Raw genomic sequence first — 22,339 nt, 5'->3', positions numbered from 1 at the left:
GAAAAGCATGGAGAGGTATAAAAAATACGGAATTTACTTAGTTGTATTACTTGTGGGTTTATTTTTGGGATATTTTTTGTCTGGAACATCAAAAGAAGGTAATAATTCAAAAGATCATATTCAACATTCACAAGAATCTTCGTACACATGTTCAATGCATCCAAGTGTAGTTCAGGCGGGTAATGGTACCTGTCCAATTTGTGGAATGGATTTAGTGGAAATAACTACAGAGAATACCGTTGAGTTAGAAAACCAGTTTGAAATGAGCGAAAGAGCTTTGGCTTTGGCAAATATTCAAACCAGTATTATTAGCAGTGATACTAAAAGTAACAGTATTAAAATTTCTGGAGAAATTACTTCGAACGATAAAACGAATGCTACTCAAACTACGTTGTTTGATGGGCGTCTAGACAAGTTAGAGGTAAATTTTATTGGAGAATATGTAAATAAAGGACAAAGAATAGGAACTATTTATAGTCCAGAGTTATATTTAGCTCAAGATAAATTACTCACATCTTCATCGTATAAAGAAACCCACGAAAAGTTATACGCAGCAGCTAGAAATACGTTAGGGCTTTGGAAATTAACAGATAAACAAATAGACGATTTGTTGAAAACTGGTAAGCCCATTGTAAATTTCCCACTTGTTGCCGATGTTTCAGGGACGGTAACAGAAATATTTGCGACAGAAGGGAATTATTTTAAACAAGGGGATCCACTTTTTAAGGTAGCTAAATTAAATTCCGTTTGGGCAGTTTTTCAAGCTTACGAAAATCAAATACCTTTTTTAAAAAATGGGCAAGAAATTGTCATAAGTTCCAAAGCATTTAACACACAACCGGTAACTGCTAAAATATCATTTATAGAACCTATATTAAATAGAGGCAAGCGAATTGTTTCTGTGAGGGCTGATATTGATAATAAAAACGGATTATGGAAACCAGGAATGTTTGTTAATGCGGTAGTTAATATAGAAAATAAGGAGACTAATTTAATTGTTGTTCCTAAAAGTGCTGTTTTGTGGACTGGCGAACGTTCTGTTGTTTATATTAAGCCATATGCTTCAAAACCTGTTTTTGAAATTGCAAACGTACAATTAGGTGAGTTAGTTGGTGAAAATTATATTGTTTTGGACGGACTAAATATTGGTGATGAGGTAGTAACCAATGGAGCTTTTACGATTGATGCCGCCGCGCAAATTAGTGGTAAAAAATCTATGATGTACGCTAGAGAACAAGATAATGTAATGCTAAATACACATAAAAATAATTCGCATGTTGTTTCACCGGAATTAAATGTGAAATTAAAAAATAGTTTAAATAAGTATTTAGCTTTAAAAGATGAGTTAGTTTCTTCAAATTCTGATAATGCCACAAAACTAGCTAAAGAACTTGGCTCCGAAATAGAGTTAATAGATCGTAAAAACCTAGATAAGGAGTTTCAGTCGAATATATTGGCTGCTTTAGAAGCGGTAGATAATATTCAAAAAAGTAATAAGTTAACCGTTAATAGATTAGATTTCAAGAATTTGTCGAAGAGTTTTGTCTTTTTAATTTCTAAAATAGATGACCTAGATAATGTTGTTTATGTGCAGCATTGCCCAATGGCTGATAATAACTCTGGTGCTAATTGGCTAAGCTTGGAAAAGGCAATTAAAAATCCATATTTTGGTGACAAAATGTTAACCTGTGGTAGCGTTGTTAAGGAGGTTAAATAAGCTTAAAGACAATCTAAAACTCTTTCCAAAGCCATTCCTCTAGATCCTTTAATAAGTATTGCAGAGTTAGCTTTTATGGTGTTATTTTTAATAAATACCTTTAATTCATCAAAATTTCTTAGTTTAATAGCATCGGTTTGTGTTTTGTAAAAATTTTCACCAACGAAAAATACCTGGTCAAAATTCATGTTTTTCGTTAATTCAACAATATTTTGATGCTCTTCCTCTGCCGATTCTCCCAATTCAAACATGTCACCAAGTATCATTGTCTTATGGAGGTTGTTTAAAGAATTGAAATTTTCAATTGCTACTTTCATACTTGACGGGTTGGCATTATAAGCATCTAAAATAACATAAAGTCCTTTTGTGTTAATAATCTGCGACCTATTGTTATCTGGAGTGTAATTTTCTAGTGCTGTTTTAATTTCAGACAATTCAACATTGAAATATTTTGCAATTGTAATGGCAGCGCAACAATTGTGAAAATTATACGAACCTATAAGGTTGGTCTTTATGTTCGTGTTTTCTACTTGTATGTTGACAAAAGGCTGGGCTTCCGTCATTTCAATGTTATAGTATTTTGAATTGACACTACTAAAACCATATTTTTTAGTGTAGTTTTTTAGTTTGTCGAGCTGAATGGGGTCATCGGCATTTAAAAAAATCGATTTATTATTTTTAATTAGATATTCGTATAATTCACTTTTTCCTTTGATAACGCCTTCAACACCTCCAAATCCTTCTAAGTGAGCTTTACCAAAATTAGTGATGTAGCCAAAATCAGGTTCTGCAATTTTACACAAGAACTCAATTTCCTTTAAATGGTTTGCACCCATTTCTACAATGGCAATTTCAGTATCGGGTTGTATTGTAAGCAAGGTTAGTGGTACGCCAATATGGTTGTTTAAGTTGCCTTTAGTGGCTATAGTTTTATAAGTTTTGCAAAGTACAGCGTTAATTAATTCTTTGGTCGTCGTTTTACCATTACTTCCCGTAAGGCTTATAACTTGGGCTTTAGAATATTTTCTATGATAATTTGCCAATTGTTGTAAGGTAGTTAAAACGTCCTCAACAAGAATTGTTCTATCGTCTATAAAATACTTTTCTTCATCAATAATAGCAATGCTAGCGCCGCTGTCAAGAGCTTTTTGTGCGTAAATATTACCATTAAAGTTATCACCTTTTAGGGCAAAAAAGATATCATTTTCTTTAATCTTTCTAGTGTCTGTACTAACGGATTGGTGCGTTAAGAAAGCAGAATGTAAATCTTGAATTTTCATAAAATCGAAGATAAAAAAAAGCCCTTTAAGAAAAGGGCTTTTTTTAGTTCGTAAAGAGAAAAATTATTTAGCTTTTTTTCCTCTAACCGTTTTGTTTTTAGTTTTTGATTTAGAACCGACTCTAGACATTGCACATCTAAAGCCAATATAATCAGTAGCCATATATTGTGGCAAGTATCTTCTTTGTGCTGGATCCAACCAATATGCTCTATCTCTCCAAGAACCACCTTTGTAAACTCTTACTTCATCGTTAATTAAAGTAGTTCTGTTATTTGATTCGTCATAACCTTTAACAAGATTTCCTAATGAGTCTCTTTCCACAGAATGCTTAGGAGAATTGTACATTTTTTTGTTCGAATCTTCTTCTTCTCCGTCATTGAATCTGTCATAAAATCTCGAAGAACCTGGGTCGCCATCTCTATAACCTCTGTTATCGCTAGAAGAGAAGTTAGTTCTTAAATACGTTTCTTCTTCATCTACAGGAACCATTTTAATTTCACCAGGTAAATTAACAGCAACTACTTTTCCGTTTGGTAAAGTATCGTAAACAATAGAATCTCTAAGGATGTTTACTTTGCCATCTTCGCCAATTGCGCTTTTCATGTAAATGTTACCTCTATAGTAGTTGAAATCACTTACTTCGTCATCAACTATTGGTCTGTAAACATCAGCTACCCATTCGGCAACGTTACCGGCCATATCATAAAGGCCTAAATCATTTGGCTTGTAAGACATAACTTCAGCAGTAATATCAGCTCCATCGTCAGACCAACCTGCGATTCCGCCATAATCACCTTTACCTTGCTTAAAGTTTGCTAATTGATCTCCTCTACCAACACGTTGTCCGTTACGAGTGTAATCTCCCTCCCAAGGGTATTTTTTTCTACCTCTATAGTTGTTATACTCTCTTTGGCCAACTTGTGCCTGTGCGGCATATTCCCATTCAGTTTCTGTAGGCAGTCTATATTCTGGCATTATAATACCGCTACTTCTTTTCGCAAAAGTAGATGTACTATCTTTTTTCATTTTACCTTGTAGTGAATCAATTTGGCCGTTGTAAACAGATTCTGGTCTGTTTAAATAAGCTTCAGTGCTAAAAGTACCTTGAACTTCTCCTGTTGCCGCTTGGTATTTTGCATCTTCAGATAAGTAACCTTCTCTTTCTAGCATTACTTCGTTTACACGGTCTGTTCTCCATTCTGCGAACTGAGTAGCTTGAATCCAGTTTACCCCAACAACAGGGTATTCTGCATAAGCCGGGTGTCTTAGATAGTTATTGGTCATGGTTTCGTTAAAACCTAACCTGTTTCTCCAAACCAAAGTGTCTGGTAAAGCACCAACGTAAATATTGGTGTACTTAGGATTTTCTGGAGGATACACACTTTTTAAATAGTCTAGGTATTCCAAATACATTACATTGGTAACCTCAGTTTCGTCCATATAAAAAGACTGTACATGTTGTGCAGTTGGCGTGTTGTTCCAATCATGCATAACATCATCTTGCACCTTTCCTTTGGTAAACGTACCGCCTTCAACAAATACTAAACCAGGAGCAGTTTCTTGCTCTTTAAAGTCAGTATTGTATTGAAATCCACCTTCCTTGGCATTTATTTTCCAACCTGTAGCTCTAGACGTGTTTTTTGAGGATGAAGATTTTGAGCAGCTATTTACTGACAAACCTCCTACGATAACCGTGCATGAGAGTACAACTTTTATTAAATGTTTTTTCATAATTAGGACTTGAGTTCAATTTTCATACACTATAGATGTTTGGTAGCTATAATAATATGATACTATGTTTTCTTATTAATTTGTTTTTCACTTTCGCTCAATAGAACGGTGTTTTTGTGAGATTATTTTACAATTGAAAATAATTTTAACTATCTAAAATGGAACCATTATCAATTTTAGGTCCACTTAAATAGGTTAACGGTTAAAACAATTAATTAGTATGGTTTTAAGTATTTCTTTTAGTTAGACATTCCTCTTTTATTATTTAAGAGAAGCATCTGATTATTGAGTATTCTGGAATTGAAGTTTATTTTCTTTAAAAAACTGAATATAAATACAAGATAACGGGAAAAACAACGTTTACAAGTGAAATACACAATAGTAAATATATTTAATAGGTATATTTCATGCTTATTTATAAATGAATTAATTCTGATGCGAAAAATTTCGATAGTTTTCTTTGTATTAATTGTAGGTAAGGTTTTTGCGCAAGATAATCAGCGTGTAATTACCACGGCAGTTCCATTTTTGACTATTGCGGCAGATGCTAGGTCCGCTGGAATGGGTGATATGGGTGTGGCAACATCTACAGATGCTTTCTCTCAACAATGGAACCCTGCAAAGTTCGCTTTTGCAGAACAAAAAATGGGAATAGGGGTTAGTTATACTCCGTATCTTGAAAGCATTATAACTGATATTTCGTTACTAAACGCTAGTTTTTATAATAAGTTAGATGACCAAAGTGCTTTTGCTGTTAGTTTAAGATATTTTACATTGGGAGAAATAGAATTGAGACAATTCGCAAATGACCCAGGTACTATTGCCAAACCAAATGAATTGGCTTTAGATGGTTCTTATTCTTTAAAATTGAGCCCTACTTTTTCAATGGCAGTCGGTGGAAGGTATATAAGGTCTAACCTTAAATTACCGCAAAACGGAACTGAAGATTCTCAAGCGGCAGGCTCTTTTGCTGTTGATGTGGCCGGTTATTATAGATCTAGGGAAATAGCATACAATAATTTTGATGGACGATGGAGAGGTGGTTTCAACCTATCTAATATTGGAGGTAAAATTCAATATGATGCTGGTGGACAAGAAAACTTTTTGCCAAGTAAATTAAGTTTTGGAGGTGGTTTTGATTTTATCTTGGATCAGGACAATGTTATAGGTTTAACTGCGGAATTCACAAAATTACTTGTGCCAACGCCACAGGATTATGATAATGATGGTGATGTAGATGCGGCGGATAATGATATTTACCAAAACGAAAGTGGCTTTAGTGGTATATTCAATTCTTTTTCGGATGCTCCAGATGGTTTTAGTGAAGAGCTAAAAGAATTTACATGGGCATTAGGAGCTGAATATACGTATCAAGATTCTTTTATGCTTAGAACCGGGTACTTTAATGAAAGCGAAGAAAAAGGCTCTAGAAAATTTTTCACATTAGGAGCTGGGTTTAAGTTTAAGGCGGCACAAATAGATCTATCGTATTTGTTTTCAACATCACAAGTTAGAAACCCACTAGAAAATACACTCCGTTTTTCACTAACATTTAACTTAGGGGAAGAATATTATAATGATTAATATTTAGAATAATTTATATAGAAAAAACCTGCATACATGCAGGTTTTTTTTTGTGTTTTACATATTTCACGTAATTTTTTTCATTACACGCCATTAATAATTTGTAGATTACCCCATAAAATTTACATATGCCAATTCAAAAGAATATAAGTTTTAATATAACTATATATAACGCCATTGAGGAATTGAGTGATAATGATAAAATGCTTATGTCAGCAGCAGTTCAAGCTAGAAAAAAAGCATATGCACCCTATTCTGATTTTTTTGTAGGTGCGGCAGTTTTGTTAGAAAATGGAGAGATTGTTGAAGGGAATAATCAGGAAAATGCATCGTATCCATCAGGTTTATGCGCGGAAAGGGTTGCGGTTTTCTACGCTGGCGCAAAATACCCTGGTATGGGAATTAAGGCAATTGCCATTTCTGCATCGTCCTTAAATCATGTTGTTAGCGAGCCAGTTGCACCTTGTGGTAATTGCAGACAGTCTATTTCTGAGTATGAGTTTAGACAAAAAAAACCTATAAGAATTCTATTAATGGGTGAGACAGGAAGTGTAATTGAGTGTAAATCTTTAGGAGATTTGTTGCCGCTAGGATTTAATAGTAGTTATTTGAAATAATTATCTGAAATAGATGTTGAAAATAAACACGTTATGTCTCTTATTTGTTAAGCATTTAAAATCTTGATTGATTTGCTTCTAATATTTTTATCGATTCATTTATATGTGTATTTTTGCGCTACTACGATGCCTAGGTTAGTATTACCTTTGGGGTCTATAAAGAATTTAAAACCTTTAGTTAAAATTGATGAAAAAAATCACCAAGGAAACGTATTTGAAATGGTATGCTGATATGCTATTTTGGAGAAAGTTTGAGGATAAATTGGCTGCTGTTTATATACAGCAAAAGGTAAGAGGATTTTTACATTTGTATAATGGGCAAGAAGCTGTTTTGGCCGGTGCTCTTCATGCAATGGATTTAACCAAAGACCGAATGATAACGGCCTATAGAAATCACGTTCAACCTATTGGTATGGGTGTTGATCCTAAAATGGTTATGGCCGAGCTTTATGGCAAAGTAACTGGTACTTCTAAAGGTATGGGTGGATCCATGCATATCTTTTCTAAAGAGCATCGCTTTCATGGAGGTCATGGTATTGTTGGAGGGCAAATTCCACTAGGTGCTGGTATGGCCTTTGGTGATAAGTATGCAGGTAGAGATAACGTTACCCTATGTTACATGGGTGATGGTGCTGTAAGGCAAGGTTCTTTACATGAAACTTTCAACTTGGCTATGTTATGGCAGTTACCAGTTGTTTTTGTTTGTGAAAATAACGGCTATGCTATGGGAACTTCAGTAGCAAGAACATCCTTTTCTACTGAAATATGGAAATTAGGTTTAGGTTACGAAATGCCTTGTGGACCTGTTGATGGTATGAACCCTGTTACTGTTGCTCAAGAAATGAGTAAGGCAATTGAAAGAGCACGTAGTGGCGGTGGACCAACTTTTTTAGAAATGAAAACGTATAGATATAGAGGTCACTCAATGTCTGATGCGCAACATTATAGAACAAAAGACGAAGTAGAAGAATACAAAAAAATTGATCCAATAACTCAAGTTTTGGATATTATTAAAGAAAATAAATACGCGACTGAAGCAGAAATCAAAGAAATTGACAAGAATGTTAAGGCGTTGGTTAAAGAATGTGAAAAGTTCGCGGAAGAATCAGATTATCCACCAGTAAACCAACTATACGATATGGTTTACGAACAAGAGGATTTTCCATTTGTTCAACATAAATTATAATTAGATGGCTATAGTAGTAAATATGCCCCGTTTAAGCGATACCATGGAAGAAGGTACCGTAGCCAAATGGTTAAAAAACGTTGGCGATAAAGTTGAAGAAGGTGATATGTTAGCTGAAATCGAAACCGATAAGGCAACCATGGAATTCGAATCATTTAATGAAGGAACCTTATTGTATATAGGAGTTCAAGAGGGTGATGGTGCTCCGGTAGATACATTGCTGGCAATTATTGGCGATGAAGGTGAAGATATTTCAGGTTTAATAGGTGGCGGTAGTGCTCCAACTAAAGAGGATAAACCGACTGAAGTAGAAAATACATCAGAGGAAGCTTCGGAAGAAGAAGTTGGTAGTTCGGAAATTCCTGAGGGAGTTGAGGTGGTTAAAATGCCTCGATTAAGTGATACTATGGAAGAGGGCACTGTTGCTAGTTGGTTAAAGAAAGTTGGTGATGATGTAGAAGAAGGTGATATTTTAGCTGAGATTGAAACAGATAAAGCTACAATGGAGTTTGAATCTTTCTATAATGGAAAGCTACTTTACATAGGTATACAAGAAGGAGAATCTTCACCAGTTGATGAAGTTTTAGCTATTATTGGTCCAGAAGGTACTGATGTGGATGCTGTTTTAAACAATAAATCTGGTGGTAGTAAAAAGAAAGCGGCAGCTTCTAAACCAGAAGAAAAAGAACCTGAAACTAAAGAAGAGAAACAAGAAGTGTCAAAATCATCAACTGATGCCGATAGAATTTTTGCATCTCCTTTGGCTAAGAAAATAGCGGAGGATAAGGGAATTGATTTGGCAAAAGTTTCTGGCACTGGCGATAATGGCAGAATTACTAAAAAAGACATAGAAAACTATACTCCAAGTAAAGCCGCTTCGCCAGTAGAAAGTTCAGCTATTAAGGCAGATAGCGGTGTTGCTACTCAGCCAATATCTATGGCTTTGCCGTCTGGTGAAGAAGGTACTGAAGAGGTGAAAAACTCTAATATGCGTAAGGCAATTGCTAAAGCGCTAGGGAATTCTAAATTTAATGCACCGCATTTTTATCTTACTATTGAAGTAGATATGGATAATGCAATAGGATCACGTGCTCAAATAAATAGCTTGCCAGATACCAAGGTGTCTTTTAATGATATGGTTTTGAAAGCTTGTGCTATGGCATTAAGAAAACATCCACAGGTGAATACATCATGGAGTGCCGATGCTACAAAGTTTCATAAGCATATTCACATGGGTGTTGCCGTAGCTGTTGATGAAGGTTTAGTTGTACCGGTAATAAAGCATGCTGATCTTTTAGGTTTATCTCAAATAGGTAGTGCCGTAAAAGATTTGGCAGGTAAAGCTCGTAATAAGAAAATTACGCCTGCTGAAATGGAAGGTAGTACATTTACTGTTTCAAATTTAGGTATGTTTGGTATTCAGGAATTTACTAGTATTATTAATCAACCAAATTCAGCAATACTTTCTGTAGGTGCAATTGTAGAAAAACCTGTAGTTAAAAATGGAGAGATAGTTGTAGGTAATACAATGAAACTAACATTGGCTTGTGATCATAGAACTGTTGATGGAGCTATTGGAGCTCAATTTCTTCAAACATTGCGTTATTTTGTAGAAAACCCAGTTACTATGTTAGCATAGATAATTGATTTTGTAAATAGAATTGTTAAAGCATCCCTCTGTAGGGATGCTTTTTTTATCTTTATATTTTAAATTTAATAGCTATATGAAACATTTTATTCTTGCTCTTTTTAGTTTTTTGATTATAAGTTGTGGAGGTGCAAAAATTAATCAAGAAAAGGTTATGAATCCCACCAATTTAAATTCCGAAAAAAATGAGGTGCAGCCTACCAACGCTGATTTTGATGGAGGCTTAAATGCGAATAAAATAAAGTCTAAGCTTAAAGAATATAGTACTCCAAAAGATATAGAGGAAACAATGGTGTTTTTAACTTCAGATGAATTAAAAGGTAGGGATACTGGCAGTGAAGGTATTGCAAAGGCAGCAGATTATATTGAGAAGATCTTCGAAGAAAATAATATTAAAACCTATTTTTCGTCGTACCGAGATACTTTGGAGAACTATACTACAGGATCTGCCTATAATGTAGTTGGATTTTTACCGGGCACTGATGAGAAATTGAAAAACGAGGTCGTAATAATTGGAGCCCATTATGATCATATTGGTCTTTTAAGTGCGTCCGGAGGAGACATTATTGCCAATGGCGCTAATGATAATGCTTCTGGTACTACCACAGTTTTAGAATTTGCAAAATATTTTGGGAAATTTAAAAATAATAAACGAAGTATTATTTTTGCTTTATTTTCAGCAGAAGAAAAAGGATTAATGGGGTCAAAGCATTTAGCTTTAAAATTAAAAGAAGAAAATATTGATCTATACACAATGCTAAATTTTGAAATGGTCGGCGTGCCTATGGTGAATAAGGATCATATTCTTTATTTAACAGGTTATGAGTTATCTAATTTAGCTGAGGTTAGTAATAAATATGCTAATAAGAACTTAGTGGGTTTTCTTCCTAAAGCAAAAGAATTTAATCTTTTTAGGCGTTCAGATAATGCTCCTTTTCATGATGAATTTAATGTGCCATCGCAAACCTATAGTTCCTTTGATTTCACAAATTTTGACCACTATCACAAGGTTGGTGACGAGGCATCATTAATGGATTATATGTATATGGCAACAATTGTAAATGAATGTATACCAGTACTTACAGCTATTATTAATTCACCAACTAAAGAAGTAAAATATAAGTAATGGAATACGTTATTGTAACAGGTACAAGTAGGGGAATTGGATTTGAGTTATGTAAATTATTAGCGGAATCAGGATATAAAGTTTTAGCTTTATCTAGAAACGATTTGCCAATTAAAGAATTAAATAATGCTAATATAGAATCATTTTCCTTTGATATTTCTTCAGTTTCTGACCGTCTTAAACTAGCTGACTTTTTGGAGGATAATTGCAAAGTAATTGCATTGATAAATAATGCAGGTAAATTAGTGAATAAGCCATTTTTAGAAACTTCGGAAGAAGAATTTAAATCGGTTTATGATGTTAATGTATTTGGTGTTGCTGCTATAACGAGACTAGTACTTCCTTTTATGAATAAAGATGGTCATGTACTTACCATTAGTTCAATGGGTGGTATACAAGGAAGCGCAAAATTTCCAGGTTTGTCTGCATATAGCTCAAGTAAAGGAGCGGTATTAACCTTAACGGAATTATTAGCAGAAGAGTTCAAAGAAACAGGACCTTCATTTAACGCTTTAGCTCTAGGGGCGGTACAGACAGAAATGCTGGAAGAAGCTTTCCCAGGGTATAAGGCACCTATATCTGCAAACGACATGGCTAATTATATTATGGATTTTGCATTAAAAGGGCATAAAATGTATAATGGTAAAATATTACAAGTAAGTAGTAGTACACCTTAGAATGCAACAAACATTAGAAAAATATCTACCTGAATCTGCTGTAGCCTCTTGTTTTGAGCTTATAAAGGTTAATCATGTTCATTTGAAAATTGTAAATGAGCGGGTAACTAGGCATGGCGATTACAGGAGAAGAAAAGATGGTAACCATCAAGTTACAGTCAATGCTTCTTTAAATAAATATAGATTTTTGATTACTCTTGTGCATGAAATTGCACATTTGGTAGCTTTTGAAAAATATGGCAGAAATATTAAGCCGCATGGATTAGAATGGAAAAGAACTTTTCAATATTTAATGCTCCCATTTCTTAGGCCAGAGGTATTTCCAACTCAATTATTGCCTTTGTTGGCAAGACATTTTAAAAATCCAAAGGCTAGTAGTAGTACAGATGCGCAAATGTCTATTGCTTTAAAAAAATTCGACGAACAACAATCGGAAAAAACTTACGTTTTCGAATTACCCATTGGTAGTGTTTTTCGAATTTATAATGGTAAACTTTTTAAAAAAGGAAACAAAAGAACAAAGCGTTACGAGTGTATTGAAATGTCCACAGGCAGAATGTTTCTTTTTCAACCAAACGCTGAAGTAGAATTAATAAAAAGCTGAAATGAATAAAAATTATTATGCCGTTTTAATGGCTGGTGGAGTAGGGTCTAGATTTTGGCCAATTAGTACAAGTGAAAACCCAAAACAGTTTCATGATATGTTGGGCACGGGGTCAACACTTATACAGAAAACTTTTCAGAGATTGAATAAATTTGTGCCTAAAGAAAATATTCTCATTCTTACCAATGAGCGCTATAATGATCTGGTCTTGGAACAACTTCCGATGGTGAAGCAAGAGCAAGTTGTATTGGAACCTGCAATGAGAAATACGGCACCTTGTATATTATACGCTGCATTGAAAATTAAGAAAATGAATGAAGATGCAGTAATGATTGTTGCTCCTAGTGATCATTGGATTGAAGACGAAGATGCTTTTGCAAAAGATGTTACGGCGTGTTTTAAAAAGTGCGAAACAGAAGATGTTTTGTGTACGTTAGGTATTAAGCCTTCATTCCCTAATACAGGCTTTGGGTATATAGAGTATAATAAAACTGATACTGCATCAATTAAAAAAGTAAATCAGTTTAGAGAAAAGCCAGACTACGAAACTGCGAAAGATTTTCTTGCGCAAGGTAATTTTTTGTGGAATGCAGGGATTTTTATGTGGAGCGCAAAAACTATAGTTGATGCATTTCAAAAATTCCAACCAAAGCAGTATGCTCTTTTCAACAGTGGTCTAATTTGTTATAATACAAATGAAGAAAAGAAATTTATCTCTGAGAACTATTCAAAGGCGGAGAATATTTCTATTGATTATGCTATATTAGAAAATTCTGAAACTATTTATGTTAAAGAAGCTACTTTTGATTGGAATGATCTAGGTACTTGGGGTTCATTATACGATAAGTTAGATAAAGATGATAATAACAATGCAATTGTAAATGGGAAAGTATTAACCCAAGATGCTGGAGGTAATATGATTAGGTCTAAAGCGGGTAAAGTAATTGTTGTAGATGGACTTAATGATTATATCATTGTTGATAAAGAAGAAGTACTTTTAATCTATCCTAAAGCAAAAGAACAAGATATTAAACAAGTTTTAAATAAGGTAAAAGATACCTTTGGTGATGAATTCGCTTAAATATGGAGAACAATCTTAATCAAGATAATATAACCCCTACTAGTAACGAAGGTGGTGGTGAAGAAGTTAAAAAAGATTTTCAGGGTCTTTTAGGTAGTGTAAAAAAGTTTCTTTCAGAGCTATTGGACATTAGAACTAATACCGATCAGCAAGCAACTAAAGAAGCTATTATTGCTGATATTCCCTTTAAGGGGCATACTTCTTGGATTTTGATTTGCTCCATTTTTATTGCATCCATTGGTCTAAACGCCAATTCTACAGCTGTAGTAATTGGTGCCATGTTAATATCGCCCCTTATGGGACCTATTTTAGGAGTTGGGATGTCCGTGGCAATTAATGATATTGATACATTAAAAAGATCATTGAAGAACTTTGCCGTAATGGTAGTTTTAAGTGTTATCACCGCGTATTTATTTTATCGTTTTTTTCCTTTAAGGGATGAATCTTCCGAGCTTTTGGCAAGAACCGAGCCTGATATTAGAGACGTTTTAATAGCATTTTTTGGTGGTTTGGCATTAGTAATAGCCCGCGCTAAAAAAGGTACAATTGCCAGTGTTATTTTTGGTGTTGCAATTGCTACGGCGTTAATGCCGCCTTTATGCACAGTAGGGTTTGGTTTAGCTATCGGAAACTGGGAGTATGCTAGTGGAGCAATGTATTTGTTCATCATCAATACTATATTTATTGCCTTGGCAACCTTCTTGGTTATAAAGCTTTTAAAGTTTCCAATGGTTCGTTACGTGAATTCACAACGAAGAAAATTAATAGCTAGGTTGGCTTCTTTATTGGCTATTCTGGTTATGATACCTGCTGGCTTCACCTTCTATAGCGTTTTTAAAAAGTCATTATTCAATAGGGATGCAGAATCTTTTATAGCGGAAAAAATAGTACCATATCAATTTACTGGCGAAGGTAAATTTCTAAGGGATTTTAGTGAGGTAGCTTATGATGATAACGGTAATTCTAAAATTGAATTGTTCTTTATGGGCAATGAGGGTATACCTGAAAACGTAATCGCTACTTGGCGTACGCAAATGGAAGATTATAAGCAACTAAAAGGAACGGAGCTTGCTGTTGTTCAGGGATCTAGAAGTGACGAGGCAAATGAACTGAAATATGTAAATGAGCTGTATGAGTCTCAAAAAACAATTTTATCCAGTAAAGATGAGAAAATACATGTTCTGGAAAATGAGTTGATGCGCTTAAACCAAATATCTTCAAATCAGATTCCATTTAGGGAAATTAGTCTTGAAGCAAAGACGAATTACGAAAATTTAGATCGAATTGGATATGCTTATTTGATTTCAACAGATTTTACAAAAACAGATAGCATTCCCTTATTTGAAGTGACCTGGAAAAAGGAAGCTAATAGAGCAGATACTGTTAAAGATATGGGCAAACTAAAAGAGTGGTTGAGGCTTAGGTTGAACAATAAGAATATTCAGATTAAGGAAATACCTATAGATTAGTTTTGTTCTTGTATATACATTTGGCGTACTTTTTTAAATAGGTCAGATGAATACACAAAATTAGTTACCGCCTCATTATCTGTTTTAAATATTTCATTTTTAGTTCCTTCCCATTCTAAAAGTCCGTCTTTAAGAAAAATAATTTTTTCTCCAATTTGCATTACCGAATTCATGTCATGGGTGTTAATTACGGTGGTAATATTATATTCTTCAGTAATTTCTTTAATTAAATCGTCAATTAGAATAGCTGTTTTTGGGTCCAGGCCAGAATTTGGTTCATCACAAAAAAGATATTTTGGGTTCATGACAATAGCCCGTGCTATAGCAACGCGTTTTTGCATTCCACCTGAAATTTCTGAGGGAAATTTATGATGTGCGTCAATTAAATTTACTCTTTTTAGTACGGCATCAACACGGTCCTTCATTTCTGATTTGGATTGCTTGGTAAACATTTCTAATGGGAACATAACATTTCCTTCAACTGTCATACTATCAAAAAGCGCACTGCCTTGGAAAACCATGCCCATTTCTTGTCGTAAATCGCGTTTTTCGTCGTCTGTATGTTCCGAATATTTTTTTCCGTCGTAAATGATATTACCTTGTTCTGGAATAAAAAGACCTAATAGACATTTAAGAAATACAGTTTTACCAGAACCACTTTGTCCAATAATTAAATTAGTTTTTCCTTTTTCAAAAGTTGTGGAAATACCTTTAAGGATATGTGCTTCTCCAAACGATTTGTGTATGTCTTGAACGTTTATCATTATCCTAGTAAAAGTTGAGTTAATATGTAATTCAATATAATGATTACAACGCTAGTCCAAACAAAAGATGTTGTACTTGCCTTACCTACTTCTAAAGCTCCACCTTTCATGTAAAAACCATGAAAAGATGGAATGGTAGCAATCACAAAAGCAAAAATTAGTGTTTTTACAAAAGCGTATGAAATATGAAAGGGAACAAAATCGGTTTGTAGGCCTGTAATAAAATCTGTACTTGTTAAGAACCCGCCAAAAACACCTGCCATCCAACCACCAAAAATTCCAACATACATAGATATTGCAATTGCAAATGGATAAAAAAGCATAGCAATAATTTTAGGGAAAACCAAGTAGTTTAACGAGTTGACACCCATAACTTCTAATGCGTCTATTTGCTCTGTAACACGCATGGTACCAATACTTGAAGTAATGTATGAACCAACTTTGCCAGCCATAATTATTGATACAAATGTAGGGGCAAATTCTAAAATCACTGATTGCCTAGTGGCAAAACCAATAAGGTTTCTTGGTATTAACGGGTTTGTTAAATTAAGTGCGGTTTGGATCGCTACAACAGCTCCAATAAAGAATGAAATAAAAATGATAATACCCAATGAGCTAAAAATCAACTCGTCTATTTCTTTAAAAATAAGCGATTTCATTATTCTCCATTTAGTTGGTTTTTTAAAGACCTCACGGATCATAATTGCATAGCTTCCTACAGATGCTAAATAGTTCATTGATTAAATATATAATTCTTACCGTAAAAATAACAATAATGCATTTGATTTAACCTCGGTTTAATCTTTAAAGCTTTAAATTATTTACTTTTGTTCTAGAATCAGATTTGTATGAAAATGAGAAAAAATTTAATTGTAGCTCTGTTTATTGGGGTGTTTTTGGCTGTGGCTAATGTAAACGCGCAAAAAAAGAAGAATAAAGAGAACGTTAGCGAAGAGTACTTAAAAACGAAACCTAAATTGGTAGTGGGTATTATCGTAGATCAAATGCGTTATGATTATATTACCCGTTTTTATGACCATTATGGAAATGACGGATTTAAAAGGTTGATAGAACAAGGCTTTAATTGTAAAAATAATCATTTTAATTACGCTCCTACCAGTACAGGGCCGGGACATGCTTCTGTCTACACCGGTACTACGCCTGCAATACATGGTATTATAGGTAATAATTGGTACGATAAGGAAATTGATGCAAGTGTATATTGCGCTGGTGATGATTCGTATACCTCAGTAGGCACTACTGCAGATGCCGGACAAATGTCGCCCCACCGTATGAACGTTACTACTATAACAGATGAGGTGCGTTTAAGTAACCAAATGCAAGGAAAAACTATTGCCATAGCTTTAAAGGATAGAGGTGCAGTTTTGCCTGGTGGGCATACCGCTAATGCAGCATATTGGTTTCATGGTGCAGATGAAGCGAAATGGATAACAAGTTCATATTACATGAATGAACTACCAAAATGGGTTAATGATTTCAATTTGTCTGGTAAAGCACAAGCTTATAAAAGAGAATGGAATACATTAAAAGATATTAAGGAGTATAAAGAGAGTGGAACGGATAACAATTTGTTTGAAGGTAAATTTGAAGGAGAGTTAACAACATCTTTTCCCCATAATTCTCCGGCACTTTTAGATAAAACCAAAGATTTTGATATTATTAAAGCGACACCATTTGGAAACTCATTGACTGCGGATTTTGCTATAGAAGCGTTGAAGCAAGAGAATTTAGGAAAAGATGAAATAACCGATTTTTTAGCGGTAAGTTTTTCAAGTACAGATTATGTTGGTCATATGTACGGGGTAAATTCTAAAGAGGTTCAAGATACATACTTGAGATTAGATGCAGATTTGGAAAGATTGTTCAAAGCATTGGATAAGCAGGTGGGTGAAGGCGAGTATACTTTGTTCTTAACTGCGGATCATGCGGCAATTGAAGTTCCTACTTATTTAAAGAGTGAAAAAATACCATCAGGTTATGTAGACAATGCGTCTAATAAAAAGAGATTGGCTGAATTTTTACAATATAAGTACGGGACGGAAGATATCATGAAAAATTATTCGAACAATCAAATATTCTTAGACCATAAAATTGTAAAGAATCTAGATCTTAGCTTGGCAGAAGTACAGGTTGAAATAGCTCAGGAAGTTTTAGGTTATGCCGCTATTGAAAGAGTATACACCGCAAATCAAATGTGGAGTAATAATTATACTTCTGGCATTCCACATATTTTGCAAAATGGATATAATCAAAAACGTTCTGGCGATATTTTGGTTGTTTTAAAACCTGGATTTGCTTCATATTCTACAACGGGTTCGACTCATGGTTCCCCTCAAATTTATGATACACATTCACCATTATTGTTTTATGGTAAGGGCATTAAGCCGGGAGCTACGGTAAACCGTACTGAAATCCCAGATATTGCACCGACGATTTCAGTATTATTAGGAATCTCATTTCCAAATGGAACAACGGGTAAGCCTATTTCCGAAGTTTTAAAATAGGATGGATAAACGGCCAATAGGGATTTTTGATTCTGGAATTGGAGGCTCTTCTATTTGGGGTGAAATTGAAGAACTGTTACCTAATGAAAATTGTATTTATTTGGCTGATAGCAAAAATGCGCCTTATGGCGAAAAACCAAAAGAGCAGATTGTTAAGTTTAGTGTAAAAAATACTGAGTTCTTATTGTCCCAAGGATGTAAAATTATTGTTGTTGCCTGTAATACGGCTACAACCAATGCCATCGATTTTTTAAGAACTAGTTATGAGGTTCCATTTATTGGTATAGAGCCTGCATTAAAACCGGCAGCTATTAACTCTAAGTCAAAAATTGTAGGGGTATTGGCAACCAAAGGAACCTTATCAAGTAGTCTGTTTCATAGTACAACAAAAAATCATGCTGCCGGAATAACTGTTTTGGAGCAAAGTGGCACCGGCTTGGTTGAGTTGATAGAATCTGGTAATCTCGAAAGTGCAGAATTGTATCAACTTCTAGAAAGTTATATTATGCCTATGCTTGATAAAGGAATGGATTATTTGGTGTTAGGGTGTACTCATTACCCATATTTAATTCCAATATTAAAAAAGATGTTGCCTTCTAATGTAATGATTATCGACTCTGGCCAAGCGGTGGCTAGGCAAACAAAAATGGTATTGGATAAAAATAATTTATTAAATATGTCACCCGAACAGGGAATACATCAATTTTACACAAATGGAGATAAAAAAATTCTGGAGGCTATTTTAAAAAACGTAACGGCCAATAACACCGTTTCACTTAAAGATTTTTAAGAACGGTTTCTTTTTTTTCGTAGGTTAGATAGGTGAAAGATAATTTATGTTTATCGTCAGTTGGGTGAAATTCTTGTTTGGTTAGCATCCAATAATTCTCATCTATTTCCGGGAAAAAAGTATCGGCATCTTCAAAAGTTCCATGCACTCTGGTAAGTTCAATTTTGTCCGATTTTCTTTCGGCCAATTTGTAGATTTCTCCACCGCCGATAATAAATGCAATTTCATTGTCAACTAAAGCTATAGACTCATCAATAGAATGTACAACTATGCATTCATCATGATTTACAGTGTAGTTTTTGTCTCTGGTAATGATAATGTGAGTTCTGTTCGGTAATGGCTTTGGGAAACTTTCATATGTTTTTCTACCCATTATTATTTTATGTCCAGACGTTAATTTCTTAAATCTTTTAAAATCATCTGGCAAATGCCAAAGCAAATCGTTGTCTTTTCCTAAAGCATTGTTTTCTGCCGCGGCAGCAATCATTATAAGTGTTTTCAAAACAGTCTTTTTTTAGGTTCAGGCTCTATTGATGTAGGTAGCTTTATATCCTGTTCAATTTCTTTTTCCATTTCAGCAATGCGTTTCTTTTGCTTAGCTACTAATTTCTCTCGTTGAGAACGTTCCCAGTCATTACCCATGAATTTATTGGTGATAAAAACATTGAAAATATGAAGAACAAACAGAAAACCCCAAAAGGTAATTGCCCATACGAACCAATTATATTCTTGACCGTATTTTAATATTTTATTGATTAATATTAAGAAAACACTGCCAACTAAAAAGACGACAAAATGTGTATAAAGACGTTTCTTTTGCTTAATTCTTTTTTGCGCGTTCTCTAATAGCTCATGTTGCTCTAAGTCTAATTTGGAGGTATTTTTATTTCTAGAAAACATTCTCTTCCTATCTTTGGTATAAAGATACAGCAAATGTAGTTTACCCAATAACAATGGAAAAAATTAGAAAAGAATTCCCAGTTTTACGTAAAGGTATTTATGCGAACACCGCAGTGTATGGGTTGTTATACGATTCTTTGATAGACTGGCGGCAAGAGCACGATTTAGACTTTTTGTTAGATGGTAGCGATATGCGAGAGCAATCCTTAAAAGTAATCTCAGACACACGTTCTACAGCGGGTAAGTTTTTTAATTGTAAACGGGAAAATGTAGCATTGATCAGTAATTTTTCTACGGGACTTAATATTCTGCTTGAAGGATTAAATACAAAGAAAAAGGTGTTACTTCTAGAGAATGACTACCCTTCTCTTAATTGGAGTTTTGAGAAAAGAGGATTTGATGTAGCCTATATTTCAATGACGGCTGATTTGGAAGAACGAATTAAAGAAAAAATAGGTAGTCAAAATATAGATGTACTTGCTTTGAGCTTGGTACAGTGGCTAAACGGATTTGCAATTGATTTAGATTTTTTGAAAAATTTAAAAAAGCAAAATCCTAATTTAATTATTATGGTTGATGGTACTCAGTTTTGTGGTAGTGCTAGCTTTGATTTTGACAACTCAGGAATTGATGTTTTGGGCGCTAGTGCTTATAAATGGTTACTAGCTGGGTATGGCAATGGCTTTATGCTATTCTCTGATAGAGTAAAAAAAGAGTTTTCCATAAATAATATTGGTTTTAATGCGGCGGATGGAGATTTCAATAAAAAAGATACTATTAGGTTTGCCAAACAATTTGAACCTGGTCATTTATCATCGCTTATTTTTGGAAGTTTGAAATATTCGCTTGATTTTTTCGAAAGAATAGGTATGGATAAGATAACGGAGCATAACCAAAAATTATCGGAGAAAGCTAAAACCGAATTTCAGAAGCTAGGATTGTTATCTCATGAAATTGTAAATCGAAAAAAGCATAGTACTATTTTTAATATTAAAGCAGATGAGGCCACTTTTCAAAAATTAAAAGACAATGATGTTTATTGTGCTCAAAGAGGTGATGGTGTGCGTTTAAGTTTTCATTTATATAATACAGTGGAAGAAATAGAAAGTATTGTAAAAATCTTAAAGACAAAGAGATAACGATTCATTTATGTCAAAATTTGTAGGATAAAATTCTATTATCATATTAAAACTATTCATATTTTAAGAAATTGATAAAAATATCTTAAGTGTTGTAAATCAGGGTTTTATTATAGTAGTTTTGCAGTGAAATTTAAAATAGAATATCATGGCAATTGCAAAACAATATCTAAAAACAAAACCAGTATGTAAGGTAACTTTTACAGTACCTGCAGAAGACGCAAAGAAAGTAGCGGTAATTGGAGATTTCAATAATTGGAGTCCTAAAGCTAGTACTTTAAAGAAATTAAAGAACGGAACCTTTAAAGGTACGTTTGATCTTCCTAAGGAAAATGCTTATGAGTTTAAGTATTTGGTTGATGGTGAATATGTGAATGAAGTAGAGGCTGATCGTTACCAGTGGAATGAATATGCAGGGTCAGAAAATGCGGTTTTAGAATTGTAGAACAGCAATGCTGATATATAAAAAAGCCTGCTATTTTACATAGTAGGCTTTTTTATGGAATAAATTTCTAAAAAAAAGCTTAGTACTTTTTAAATACACAGTTTTTGTACTGTAATCTTTTAGATTCGTATTCGGTCGTCATTTCTAAACCTGCTTCTTTGGCTAACCAATTAATAATTTCGTCATCGTATTTCTGTGAAATTTCTGTATGTATGGTTTCCCATTGTTTAAAGTCAACCCGTAGTTTTAAATTTTCAATTTTTACGGTTTGTTGAATTTTTGATACTAAATAACTCTTTGCAGTCCCTGTTTCTGGATTATACACTTCCCAATGTAAAAATTGATTCAAGTCAAAATTTGCATTTAGTTCTGTATTTATTCTTGCAAGTACATTTTTGTTGAATGCGGCAGTGACACCTTCTTGATCGTTATAGGCATCTAAAATAGTCTTTGGATTTTTCTTTTGGTCAAATCCCATAAAAAGCAAGTCGTCAGGCTGCATTAGTTTTTGAATTTTGTTCATAAAGTCGACAGCTTGTTTATGAACTAGATTACCAATATTAGATCCTAAGAATAAGATTATTTTCCTATTCTTACGGTTGTTTATTTCTTTAAGTGCTTCAAAGTAAGTGCCTTGGAAAGGATGAACGTTAACGTCTGGCAATTCTTTTTTTATCGAACTATGAAGCTGTTTCAATGCATTGTCACTAATATCAATCGGTACATAGGTGAAGTCTATATTTTTATCACTGAATTCCTTTAAAAGAATTTTAGTTTTTTTACCATCGCCTGCGCCAAGTTCAATGAGGTCAAAAGGGCCAGAACCTATGAACAGTTCTCTAATTTCTTCTTTGTTATTTTCTAGAATTTCATACTCGCAATCGGTAAGATAATAGGTGGGCATTGCCATAATTTTTTGAAAAAGTTGATCACCTATTTTGTCGTAGAAATATTTTGAAGAGAGATGTTTAGGAGAGTCGGTTAAGCCAAAATAAACCTCTTTTTCAAATTCAGATGTAAAAACCGATGCTATTTTAGTGTCTTGCATAATCAGTA

Annotated in this window: 21 protein-coding genes; 14 read left to right on the top strand and 7 right to left on the bottom strand. The window is 34.0% G+C overall.

Annotated elements, in window-relative coordinates; all coding sequences use genetic code 11:
* Nucleotides 1-7: 7 nt before the first annotated feature.
* Nucleotides 8-1,717, top strand: a complete 1,710-nt coding sequence (locus tag BTR34_RS04665; RefSeq protein ID WP_068482383.1) for an efflux RND transporter periplasmic adaptor subunit — start codon at nucleotides 8-10, stop codon at nucleotides 1,715-1,717.
* A 2-nt stretch (nucleotides 1,718-1,719) separates the two neighbouring features.
* Here BTR34_RS04665 and BTR34_RS04660 read toward each other — a convergent pair whose 3' ends face one another.
* Together BTR34_RS04660 and gldJ are read right to left on the bottom strand one after the other, a co-directional pair.
* The gene (locus BTR34_RS04660) at nucleotides 1,720-2,997 is read right to left on the bottom strand and encodes a UDP-N-acetylmuramoyl-tripeptide--D-alanyl-D-alanine ligase (RefSeq protein ID WP_068481931.1); all 1,278 of its coding nucleotides are present in this window, start codon (nucleotides 2,995-2,997) and stop codon (nucleotides 1,720-1,722) included.
* A gap of 63 nt (nucleotides 2,998-3,060) precedes the next feature.
* The gene (gldJ, locus tag BTR34_RS04655) at nucleotides 3,061-4,728 is read right to left on the bottom strand and encodes a gliding motility lipoprotein GldJ (protein WP_068481934.1); all 1,668 of its coding nucleotides are present in this window, start codon (nucleotides 4,726-4,728) and stop codon (nucleotides 3,061-3,063) included.
* A gap of 435 nt (nucleotides 4,729-5,163) precedes the next feature.
* On the opposite strand from gldJ, the gene porV reads away from it, so the two are divergent.
* The 9 genes from porV to BTR34_RS04610 all read left to right on the top strand — a co-directional run bounded on the left by porV (nucleotide 5,164) and on the right by BTR34_RS04610 (nucleotide 14,720).
* Nucleotides 5,164-6,312: a type IX secretion system outer membrane channel protein PorV gene (gene porV, locus BTR34_RS04650; protein ID WP_068481936.1), complete on the top strand. Its 1,149-nt coding sequence runs from the start codon at nucleotides 5,164-5,166 to the stop codon at nucleotides 6,310-6,312.
* A 128-nt stretch (nucleotides 6,313-6,440) separates the two neighbouring features.
* Nucleotides 6,441-6,929 (top strand): cytidine deaminase, encoded by a 489-nt coding sequence (gene cdd, locus BTR34_RS04645; protein WP_068481939.1) that lies wholly within the window; start codon nucleotides 6,441-6,443, stop codon nucleotides 6,927-6,929.
* A 187-nt stretch (nucleotides 6,930-7,116) separates the two neighbouring features.
* A complete protein-coding gene (gene pdhA / locus BTR34_RS04640; protein ID WP_068481940.1) occupies nucleotides 7,117-8,115 on the top strand; it encodes a pyruvate dehydrogenase (acetyl-transferring) E1 component subunit alpha in 999 nt (332 codons plus the stop codon).
* Nucleotides 8,116-8,119: 4 nt separating this feature from the next.
* A complete protein-coding gene (locus BTR34_RS04635; protein WP_068481942.1) occupies nucleotides 8,120-9,754 on the top strand; it encodes a pyruvate dehydrogenase complex dihydrolipoamide acetyltransferase in 1,635 nt (544 codons plus the stop codon).
* 85 nt (nucleotides 9,755-9,839) lie between these two features.
* Nucleotides 9,840-10,889 carry a M28 family metallopeptidase gene (locus BTR34_RS04630; RefSeq protein WP_068482386.1) on the top strand — a complete coding sequence of 350 codons (1,050 nt, stop codon included), beginning with the start codon at nucleotides 9,840-9,842 and terminating at the stop codon, nucleotides 10,887-10,889.
* The gene (locus BTR34_RS04625; protein ID WP_068481948.1) at nucleotides 10,889-11,566 is read left to right on the top strand and encodes an SDR family NAD(P)-dependent oxidoreductase; all 678 of its coding nucleotides are present in this window, start codon (nucleotides 10,889-10,891) and stop codon (nucleotides 11,564-11,566) included. The genes BTR34_RS04630 and BTR34_RS04625 overlap by 1 nt, the downstream gene beginning before the upstream one ends.
* Before the next feature lies 1 nt (nucleotide 11,567).
* Nucleotides 11,568-12,170 (top strand): SprT-like domain-containing protein, encoded by a 603-nt coding sequence (locus BTR34_RS04620; RefSeq protein ID WP_068481951.1) that lies wholly within the window; start codon nucleotides 11,568-11,570, stop codon nucleotides 12,168-12,170.
* Nucleotide 12,171: 1 nt separating this feature from the next.
* Nucleotides 12,172-13,251, top strand: coding sequence for a mannose-1-phosphate guanylyltransferase (locus BTR34_RS04615; RefSeq protein ID WP_068481954.1), 1,080 nt, complete (start codon nucleotides 12,172-12,174; stop codon nucleotides 13,249-13,251).
* A 2-nt stretch (nucleotides 13,252-13,253) separates the two neighbouring features.
* Complete coding sequence (locus tag BTR34_RS04610; RefSeq protein ID WP_068481956.1) at nucleotides 13,254-14,720, top strand: DUF389 domain-containing protein; 1,467 nt, start codon at nucleotides 13,254-13,256, stop codon at nucleotides 14,718-14,720.
* Here BTR34_RS04610 and BTR34_RS04605 read toward each other — a convergent pair.
* Together BTR34_RS04605 and BTR34_RS04600 are read right to left on the bottom strand one after the other, a co-directional pair.
* Nucleotides 14,717-15,484 (bottom strand): ABC transporter ATP-binding protein, encoded by a 768-nt coding sequence (locus BTR34_RS04605; protein ID WP_068481958.1) that lies wholly within the window; start codon nucleotides 15,482-15,484, stop codon nucleotides 14,717-14,719. The genes BTR34_RS04610 and BTR34_RS04605 overlap by 4 nt on opposite strands.
* The gene (locus BTR34_RS04600; RefSeq protein WP_068481960.1) at nucleotides 15,484-16,221 is read right to left on the bottom strand and encodes an MlaE family ABC transporter permease; all 738 of its coding nucleotides are present in this window, start codon (nucleotides 16,219-16,221) and stop codon (nucleotides 15,484-15,486) included. The genes BTR34_RS04605 and BTR34_RS04600 overlap by 1 nt, the downstream gene beginning before the upstream one ends.
* A gap of 117 nt (nucleotides 16,222-16,338) precedes the next feature.
* Here BTR34_RS04600 and pafA point away from each other — a divergent pair, with 117 nt between their 5' ends.
* Complete coding sequence (gene pafA / locus BTR34_RS04595) at nucleotides 16,339-18,009, top strand: alkaline phosphatase PafA (protein ID WP_068482389.1); 1,671 nt, start codon at nucleotides 16,339-16,341, stop codon at nucleotides 18,007-18,009.
* Nucleotide 18,010: 1 nt separating this feature from the next.
* Entirely contained in the window at nucleotides 18,011-18,799 is a 789-nt protein-coding gene (gene murI / locus BTR34_RS04590; RefSeq protein ID WP_068481963.1) for a glutamate racemase, read from the top strand.
* Here the strand turns inward: murI and BTR34_RS04585 are convergent.
* Both BTR34_RS04585 and BTR34_RS04580 read right to left on the bottom strand, forming a co-directional pair.
* Nucleotides 18,786-19,286, bottom strand: a complete 501-nt coding sequence (locus BTR34_RS04585; RefSeq protein ID WP_068481966.1) for a dihydrofolate reductase — start codon at nucleotides 19,284-19,286, stop codon at nucleotides 18,786-18,788. The two genes, murI and BTR34_RS04585, sit on opposite strands and share 14 nt — an antisense overlap.
* Nucleotides 19,287-19,297: 11 nt before the next feature.
* On the bottom strand, nucleotides 19,298-19,699 hold the full coding sequence (locus tag BTR34_RS04580) for a 2TM domain-containing protein (protein WP_068481968.1): 402 nt from the start codon (nucleotides 19,697-19,699) through the stop codon (nucleotides 19,298-19,300).
* A gap of 53 nt (nucleotides 19,700-19,752) precedes the next feature.
* Here BTR34_RS04580 and BTR34_RS04575 point away from each other — a divergent pair, with 53 nt between their 5' ends.
* Both BTR34_RS04575 and BTR34_RS04570 read left to right on the top strand, forming a co-directional pair.
* Nucleotides 19,753-20,838: an aminotransferase class V-fold PLP-dependent enzyme gene (locus BTR34_RS04575; RefSeq protein ID WP_068481971.1), complete on the top strand. Its 1,086-nt coding sequence runs from the start codon at nucleotides 19,753-19,755 to the stop codon at nucleotides 20,836-20,838.
* 148 nt (nucleotides 20,839-20,986) lie between these two features.
* Nucleotides 20,987-21,283, top strand: coding sequence for an isoamylase early set domain-containing protein (locus BTR34_RS04570; protein ID WP_068481975.1), 297 nt, complete (start codon nucleotides 20,987-20,989; stop codon nucleotides 21,281-21,283).
* A 79-nt stretch (nucleotides 21,284-21,362) separates the two neighbouring features.
* Here the strand turns inward: BTR34_RS04570 and egtD are convergent, their stop codons facing one another.
* Nucleotides 21,363-22,331, bottom strand: coding sequence for an L-histidine N(alpha)-methyltransferase (gene egtD, locus BTR34_RS04565; RefSeq protein ID WP_068481978.1), 969 nt, complete (start codon nucleotides 22,329-22,331; stop codon nucleotides 21,363-21,365).
* Nucleotides 22,332-22,339 lie beyond the last annotated feature (8 nt).

The organism is Maribacter hydrothermalis, from assembly GCF_001913155.1.
GTDB classification, from domain to species: Bacteria; Bacteroidota; Bacteroidia; order Flavobacteriales; family Flavobacteriaceae; genus Maribacter; species Maribacter hydrothermalis.
This window is presented reverse-complemented; position numbering and strand designations above follow the sequence as displayed.

Excerpts from the sequence above, each read along its gene's own strand:
- porV (WP_068481936.1), top strand. The coding sequence starts at position 5,164 with ATGCGAAAAATTTCGATAGTTTTCTTTGTATTAATTGTAGGTAAGGTT.
- egtD (WP_068481978.1), bottom strand. The coding sequence starts at position 22,331 with ATGCAAGACACTAAAATAGCATCGGTTTTTACATCTGAATTTGAAAAA.
- BTR34_RS04570 (WP_068481975.1), top strand. The coding sequence starts at position 20,987 with ATGGCAATTGCAAAACAATATCTAAAAACAAAACCAGTATGTAAGGTA.
- cdd (WP_068481939.1), top strand. The coding sequence starts at position 6,441 with ATGCCAATTCAAAAGAATATAAGTTTTAATATAACTATATATAACGCC.
- gldJ (WP_068481934.1), bottom strand. The coding sequence starts at position 4,728 with ATGAAAAAACATTTAATAAAAGTTGTACTCTCATGCACGGTTATCGTA.
- pdhA (WP_068481940.1), top strand. The coding sequence starts at position 7,117 with ATGAAAAAAATCACCAAGGAAACGTATTTGAAATGGTATGCTGATATG.
- BTR34_RS04585 (WP_068481966.1), bottom strand. The coding sequence starts at position 19,286 with ATGATTGCTGCCGCGGCAGAAAACAATGCTTTAGGAAAAGACAACGAT.
- murI (WP_068481963.1), top strand. The coding sequence starts at position 18,011 with ATGGATAAACGGCCAATAGGGATTTTTGATTCTGGAATTGGAGGCTCT.
- BTR34_RS04620 (WP_068481951.1), top strand. The coding sequence starts at position 11,568 with ATGCAACAAACATTAGAAAAATATCTACCTGAATCTGCTGTAGCCTCT.
- BTR34_RS04625 (WP_068481948.1), top strand. The coding sequence starts at position 10,889 with ATGGAATACGTTATTGTAACAGGTACAAGTAGGGGAATTGGATTTGAG.
- BTR34_RS04580 (WP_068481968.1), bottom strand. The coding sequence starts at position 19,699 with ATGTTTTCTAGAAATAAAAATACCTCCAAATTAGACTTAGAGCAACAT.
- BTR34_RS04575 (WP_068481971.1), top strand. The coding sequence starts at position 19,753 with ATGGAAAAAATTAGAAAAGAATTCCCAGTTTTACGTAAAGGTATTTAT.
- BTR34_RS04610 (WP_068481956.1), top strand. The coding sequence starts at position 13,254 with ATGGAGAACAATCTTAATCAAGATAATATAACCCCTACTAGTAACGAA.
- BTR34_RS04660 (WP_068481931.1), bottom strand. The coding sequence starts at position 2,997 with ATGAAAATTCAAGATTTACATTCTGCTTTCTTAACGCACCAATCCGTT.
- BTR34_RS04605 (WP_068481958.1), bottom strand. The coding sequence starts at position 15,484 with ATGATAAACGTTCAAGACATACACAAATCGTTTGGAGAAGCACATATC.
- BTR34_RS04630 (WP_068482386.1), top strand. The coding sequence starts at position 9,840 with ATGAAACATTTTATTCTTGCTCTTTTTAGTTTTTTGATTATAAGTTGT.
- BTR34_RS04635 (WP_068481942.1), top strand. The coding sequence starts at position 8,120 with ATGGCTATAGTAGTAAATATGCCCCGTTTAAGCGATACCATGGAAGAA.
- BTR34_RS04665 (WP_068482383.1), top strand. The coding sequence starts at position 8 with ATGGAGAGGTATAAAAAATACGGAATTTACTTAGTTGTATTACTTGTG.
- pafA (WP_068482389.1), top strand. The coding sequence starts at position 16,339 with ATGAGAAAAAATTTAATTGTAGCTCTGTTTATTGGGGTGTTTTTGGCT.
- BTR34_RS04615 (WP_068481954.1), top strand. The coding sequence starts at position 12,172 with ATGAATAAAAATTATTATGCCGTTTTAATGGCTGGTGGAGTAGGGTCT.
- BTR34_RS04600 (WP_068481960.1), bottom strand. The coding sequence starts at position 16,221 with ATGAACTATTTAGCATCTGTAGGAAGCTATGCAATTATGATCCGTGAG.